Origin of the sequence: Thalassospira profundimaris, assembly GCF_003326795.1 — a bacterium.
In the GTDB taxonomy this organism is placed as follows: Bacteria; Pseudomonadota; Alphaproteobacteria; order Rhodospirillales; family Thalassospiraceae; genus Thalassospira; species Thalassospira profundimaris_C.
In genome coordinates, this window is sequence record NZ_JPWI01000027.1 from 1 (window position 1) to 5,521 (window position 5,521).

General features: G+C 56.1%; 7 protein-coding genes. 5 read left to right on the forward strand and 2 right to left on the reverse strand.

Annotated elements, in window-relative coordinates; all coding sequences use genetic code 11:
- Window positions 1-70 precede the first annotated feature (70 nt).
- Window positions 71-943 carry a LysR family transcriptional regulator gene (locus tag TH30_RS21800; protein ID WP_114100183.1) on the reverse strand — a complete coding sequence of 291 codons (873 nt, stop codon included), beginning with the start codon at window positions 941-943 and terminating at the stop codon, window positions 71-73.
- 111 nt (window positions 944-1,054) lie between these two features.
- On the opposite strand from TH30_RS21800, the gene gstA reads away from it, so the two are divergent.
- From gstA to TH30_RS21815, 3 genes are read left to right on the forward strand one after another with little or no spacing between them, the layout of a single operon-like run.
- Window positions 1,055-1,663 carry a glutathione transferase GstA gene (gene gstA, locus TH30_RS21805; RefSeq protein WP_114100189.1) on the forward strand — a complete coding sequence of 203 codons (609 nt, stop codon included), beginning with the start codon at window positions 1,055-1,057 and terminating at the stop codon, window positions 1,661-1,663.
- Entirely contained in the window at window positions 1,663-2,043 is a 381-nt protein-coding gene (locus tag TH30_RS21810; protein ID WP_114100184.1) for a nuclear transport factor 2 family protein, read from the forward strand. Before gstA ends, TH30_RS21810 begins: the two co-directional genes overlap by 1 nt.
- Before the next feature lie 3 nt (window positions 2,044-2,046).
- Window positions 2,047-2,268 carry a tautomerase family protein gene (locus TH30_RS21815; RefSeq protein WP_114100185.1) on the forward strand — a complete coding sequence of 74 codons (222 nt, stop codon included), beginning with the start codon at window positions 2,047-2,049 and terminating at the stop codon, window positions 2,266-2,268.
- Between the two features lie 135 nt (window positions 2,269-2,403).
- On the opposite strand, the gene TH30_RS21820 is transcribed toward TH30_RS21815, so the two are convergent.
- Window positions 2,404-3,165, reverse strand: a complete 762-nt coding sequence (locus TH30_RS21820; RefSeq protein ID WP_114100186.1) for a hypothetical protein — start codon at window positions 3,163-3,165, stop codon at window positions 2,404-2,406.
- Between the two features lie 445 nt (window positions 3,166-3,610).
- Between TH30_RS21820 and TH30_RS21825 the strand changes: the two genes are divergently transcribed.
- Both TH30_RS21825 and TH30_RS21830 read left to right on the forward strand, forming a co-directional pair.
- Window positions 3,611-4,930, forward strand: coding sequence for a diguanylate cyclase domain-containing protein (locus TH30_RS21825; protein ID WP_114100187.1), 1,320 nt, complete (start codon window positions 3,611-3,613; stop codon window positions 4,928-4,930).
- A complete protein-coding gene (locus tag TH30_RS21830) occupies window positions 4,930-5,385 on the forward strand; it encodes a GNAT family N-acetyltransferase (protein WP_181850434.1) in 456 nt (151 codons plus the stop codon). Before TH30_RS21825 ends, TH30_RS21830 begins: the two co-directional genes overlap by 1 nt.
- The last annotated feature ends 136 nt before the right edge of the window (window positions 5,386-5,521 follow it).

Sequence of the window (5,521 nt, forward strand, 5' to 3'; positions counted from 1 at the left end):
GTTTCGTAATCCGTGCGGCTCCAGTAATGGGGGCATTCGGGTCGATCTCCGCCAAATACTCAGCTGCAGCCTACGTCTGCAACGCTCGCCAAATCTCACCCAATACCCGCCCCATCGTCTGATCGCGCCGCCGGATCGCAAATACTTCGGTGTGCCGGGGGCGAAAACCTTCGACATTAAGTGCCACAAGCTCGCCGCTATTAAGCTCGTTCGTGATCATGTGTTCCGGAAGGCCGCCCCAGCCGTGACCATTCATGATGACGGATTTTTTGGTGGCGAAATCCGAGACGGTCCAGCGTCGTCCACCTGCAAGCACATCGCGCGACTGATCATAATCCGGGCCGCCGGTGCCCGCAACAATCACCTGCACATAGCTTTGCATTTCCATGCGCGATCGCATGCCACTGCGCCCGGCGATGGCGAAGCTTTTATGGGCGACCGGGCGGATCACCACAGAGCCGACCGGCGTGGTTTCCACATGGTCGATATCAACCCCTTCCAGCCCCGCGATAATAAGATCGGCTTCGCCCTTCATCAGACGGGCCACCGGACCGCCCATCATTTCGGTCGCGACAGCGATATGGGTGTTGGGGAATTTGTCGCCGATTGCGCCAAGGATTTTCAGGATCGGTTCAAGCGACATGGTTGCGGTCAGCGCGATCCGCACCAGTGGTTCCTGTGTGCTGCGCAGTTCTTTGGCGGTGGCCTGAAGGTGGCGGAACTGGTCAAGCACGCGGGTGGCTTCGCGCAGGAAGACTTCGCCTTCTGAAGACAGGCGCGGGCGATAATCCGCGCGCGAGAAGATGGCAAAGCCCAGTTCATCCTCAAGCTTGCGGATTTGATGGCTGATGGCTGATTGCGCCTTGTTCAGGCGCTCTGCAGCGCCGCGAAAGGTGCCGGTGCTGACAACCGCATCAACCGCAATGAGTTGTTCCAGGTTCATCGGGTCCTCAGGATGATCTATAATTTAGATCGTTATCATGAAAACTCGATATTATCAATTGCTCGTCCGGTTTGGCAAAAGGGGGCATACACCAAACCAAAGGAGCTACCCATGAAGCTTTATTATCTTCCCGGCGCATGTTCGCTTGCCAGCCATATCATGCTGCATGAAGTCGGTGCGCAGTTTGACATTGAAAGGGTGGACACCAAGGAAGGGCGCACGGAAAGCGGTCGTGCCTATCGCGAGATCAGCCCGAATGGCTATGTCCCCGCCCTTGAGATTGAAACAGGCGACTATCTGACCGAGGGTGTCGCGGTTCTTCAACATATCGCCGATACCCACCCCGAACGTGCCTTTTCCCCGAAACCGGGTTCAGTGGCGCGGGCACGTTTGCAGCAGTTTCTGAATTTTGCTGCGGCAGAGCTGCACAAATCCTGGGGGCCGCTGTTTACCGATGGCGCAAGCGCGGCAGAGCAGGATGCGGCAAAGGCCAAGGTCGCGACAAAGTTCGACCATCTGGAAAGCGTGCTTTCAGACGGTCGTGATTATCTTGTCGAAAACCGGTTTTCGGTGGCGGACGCCTATACCTTCGTTCTGGTGAACTGGGCGAGTTTCAAGGAAATCGACCTTTCAAACTGGCCAAACCTTGCCGGGTTTGTTGCACGTATTCAGGCGCGCCCGGCGACGCTGGCCGCCATGAAGGCCGAGGGGCTTGTGTGATGAAATCTGCTGATGAGGTGGAAATTGATGGACTGATGGGGCGCTATTTCGATGGCCTCTATCATTCTGACAGCGGCGTCCTGCGCACAGTGTTTCATCCCGAACTTGCCTATGTCAATGCGACCGGCGGCAATCACGAGTTCATGGATCTGGAAGCCTACATGACGCGGATTGATAACCGTGAACCCCCGGCAGCGCATGGCGAGAAGCGCAGCGAAAGCGTTGATCGGGTCACCCTGACAGGGCGTCAAATGGGGCTGGTCGAAGCCCGTATGACCATGATGGGGCGCGACTATCAAGACCTGCTGACGCTGATCCACACCGATGCGGGCTGGAAGATCATCACCAAGGTCTTTGCCTATCATGAACAGGAGGATTGAAACGTGCCTTACGTCAATATCAAGGTTACCCGCGAAGGCGGACCGGACGGAACCGGCCCAACGCCGGAGCAGAAAGTGCAACTGATCAAGGGCGTGACCGACCTGCTTCAGGATGTGCTGAACAAATCACCGGCGACAACCTTTGTTGTGATTGACGAGGTGTCTCTGGATGACTGGGGCATATCGGGGCAATCGGTGCGTGATATCAGGGCGACACAAAGCTGAGCATTGATTGCACATCATGCCGTTATGGCGACAGGCCCTGCATCCGGTGGTGCAGGGCCTGCGTCATTTGCAGGGTTGGCAGATGAGTGCCTGGCACCTTTGATGTGGGCCTTTCAACGCCGTCGCCGCAATCCTCTATTTTGTGACGCTGGCGCGGCCAAGGACCTCGTTATGGATGCAGGATGCGTAAATCCAGTCAGAGTCCGTAACGCCCAATTTGTTGCAAAGCGCCTGTGAGGACGGATTATCAAGGCGGACACCGGTCATGAAACCCCGGGCTGTTTCTTTTTCCCACATGTGAATGATGGCCTTGGCGCCAAGGATCAAGCCGATCTTTTCACCGCGTCTGTCTTCGCGCGTGGCCAGCATCCCCCAAAACACGTCGTTTGGTCGCAGGCCTGACGCGTGATGCATGACAAATGATGATGCACTTGCAACCGGCACACCGGTAGCGTCAATTGCCACCAGATTTATGCCGCGCCGGGCTTGGCCGCGCATGATGGAACCCGGGACGGGCATGACGTCACAGGATTGGCAAAGGGCCGCGACATCCGCGACCAGTTCTGTCGGGGACGTTTCGTCGAGTGCAATAATCGACAGGTCATCTGGCAGGGTATGCTTTTCAAGGATTTGACGGCTGGCCTCATAGGCGGCTTCGCCACCCCAATAATGTTCGTGGCGGTCGCACGAAAAACCGCGTGCTTCCAGCTCCGCGAACAGTTTATCTGCCTTGAATTTGGGGAAGTAATAGGCAACTGATGCCCCAAGAAGGGTTGCGACAGAGGCCAGCACATCGGCGGTATCACCTTGCGGATCTGAAAGCGCAACCGTCCGGCCGTAATACGCAAATCTTGGATTGTCTTGGATGAGTGTCCAAAGAGCCGCACTCCTCTTCATCAGGGCTATGCTGCTTTCTGTCCCGAAAAATTCCTGATGGTGATCCAACTCTGTCCCTTTTCATGCTTTGTCGATTTGCGAACCGTTTCTTGAGTTCGCTCAGCTGATTAAAGGTGGCGCGTATGATTGCGCCGTCTGGCTAGATGGTCGCGGCTTTATCTTGAATTCACGTGTATTGGGTCACGCGGATGCCGGGTCACGCCTGCAAATGCCAGACGGCCAGCTTATCCGATGGTACAGGATTTTTCATGCTTCTGCCAGCAAGGTCGGGCACCTGCACGATGCTTGCTGCCGAAGGGGTGCGCTGTCCCATGCTGATGTGTCTGTTCGTCAGGGGGGTATATCTCGTTCTTAAGGATAGATAGCCCAAAGGTCGGCTTTTAATTATACGGATGTATGTATATATCTTGCGCGACGAATTTACTCGGGAAACCCACGCCCACCGATGATCTATGCCGTTTCTTTTTCCATTTTCCTGGCGCTCCTTGCCGTTGGTGCATTGGCATATTCGATCCGTGCGCGCAGGCAGGCGCGGGCGCGGTTAACTATATGCGAAACCCTGATATCGAATATGTCAGACGGTGTGGTGACGCTGGGTGCAGATGGATCTTTTCAAAGCGTAAACGCCGCCGCACAAAGCATGTTCGGCCGATCCGAAAGCGATTTGAAGGGGGCGGCCCTTGCGGCCCTTTTTCCAAATCTGCCTGCCGGTTACGATGAATCACAGAAAACCAGATACCAAATCGACGCCGTTCGGGCCAGTGGCGCGAAATTTCCGGTTGAGGTGACGTTTGTCGGGCCGGGGTATCGGCATGACAAGACCCGCATGATGCTTGTGCGCGATCTTTCGTACGCGCGCGCCGAGACGACTGACGAAGAACACCGTTTCAAACAAAGCCAGTATTTCGCGCGGATCGGAACTTGGGACTGGCGGGTCGATACTGAAGAGCTTTATTGGTCTGACGCCATCTATGCCATGTTCGGATACAAACCGGGCGAGGTGACTCCAAGCTATTCCCTGTTCTGTAATGCCGTACATCCCGACGACCGTGAACGCGTGCGACAGGGTGAAATCCGGTGTATCGAAACCGGGGAGAACCACGACGAAGAGTACCGGGTTGTCTGGCCGGACGGGCGTATTCGCTGGCTGCGTGAAACCGGAAACGTGATCAAGGATGATGCCGGTGAAACCGTCAAAATGATGGGGGTTGTCCGCGACATTACCGAAGAACGCGAGGCATCTGATCATATCCGCGAACTGGCGTTCAATGATCCCCTGACACGTTTGCCCAACAGGATCATTTTCGAAGACCGGCTGACAAAGGCCATCGACCGCGCCAAGCGTAACAAGAAGCGCGTCGCCGTTGTCTTTATTGATCTCGACGGTTTCAAACAGATCAACGACCAGCGTGGCCACGCCGCCGGTGACCGCATTCTGATCGAAACCGGTCAACGTTTGATGAAGGCCGTACGGGCATCTGATACCGTGGCCCGCATCGGCGGTGACGAGTTCACGGTCGTGCTCGAAGATCTCGAAACAGATGCAGAGGTCCATGGCATTGCCGACAAGATCCTTGGCGCCGTATCCGCCCCGATGACCACGGACGACCGGACCTGTCGGGTGGGGGCCAGCCTTGGTATTTCGATCTATCCCGAACATGCCCGCACGCTTGATACCCTGATCCATCTGGCCGATCAGGCGATGTATGCCGCCAAGGCAGAAGGCACAAATCTGTACCGCATCGGTGCCATAGGGGCTGAATGATGAAGACAACAATTGAAATCCGCCCGGTCGCACAAGCAGACCGCAAAATATGGGCTGCGTTGTTTTCCGACTATATGGCGTTTTATGGCTGTACGCCGTCTGATGCGGTGCTTGAAACCACCTGGCGCTGGATCCTTGATCCCGCTGGACCAATGGAATGCCTGGTTGCCGTCAAGGGCGGACAGGTCGTCGGGTTTGCGCAATACCGGGCCGTACCGGAAACCCTGACCGGTGCATGGTTTGGCCAGCTCGACGACCTTTTTGTCGCGCCGACAGCACGCCGCCAAGGTGTCGCCGATGCCTTGCTGGCCCGTCTGGACAACATTGCCCATGAACGCGGTTGGTTTAAGCTTGTCTGGATCACCGCCCAAGACAATGCAACGGCGCGCAAGCTGTATGACCGGATTGGCAAGGCATCGAACTGGGTGGTCTATGAGCGACCACAAGGCGACTGACGGTTAAAAGGCGTTGCTGCGTTCAAAGGCGGCTACTGGTTCAGTTTCAGCAACAACTCATCCAGTCGTTCAAGCGTTGAGGTCAGGCCTTCTTCCATGCCCATATCAATGACCGTTTGCAGGTCTTTTGCAGAGT

Coding starts and splice junctions, on each gene's coding strand:
- TH30_RS21820 (WP_114100186.1), bottom strand. CDS start 3,165: ATGAAGAGGAGTGCGGCTCTTTGGACACTCATCCAAGACAATCCAAGA.
- TH30_RS21830 (WP_181850434.1), top strand. CDS start 4,930: ATGAAGACAACAATTGAAATCCGCCCGGTCGCACAAGCAGACCGCAAA.
- gstA (WP_114100189.1), top strand. CDS start 1,055: ATGAAGCTTTATTATCTTCCCGGCGCATGTTCGCTTGCCAGCCATATC.
- TH30_RS21810 (WP_114100184.1), top strand. CDS start 1,663: ATGAAATCTGCTGATGAGGTGGAAATTGATGGACTGATGGGGCGCTAT.
- TH30_RS21825 (WP_114100187.1), top strand. CDS start 3,611: ATGATCTATGCCGTTTCTTTTTCCATTTTCCTGGCGCTCCTTGCCGTT.
- TH30_RS21800 (WP_114100183.1), bottom strand. CDS start 943: ATGAACCTGGAACAACTCATTGCGGTTGATGCGGTTGTCAGCACCGGC.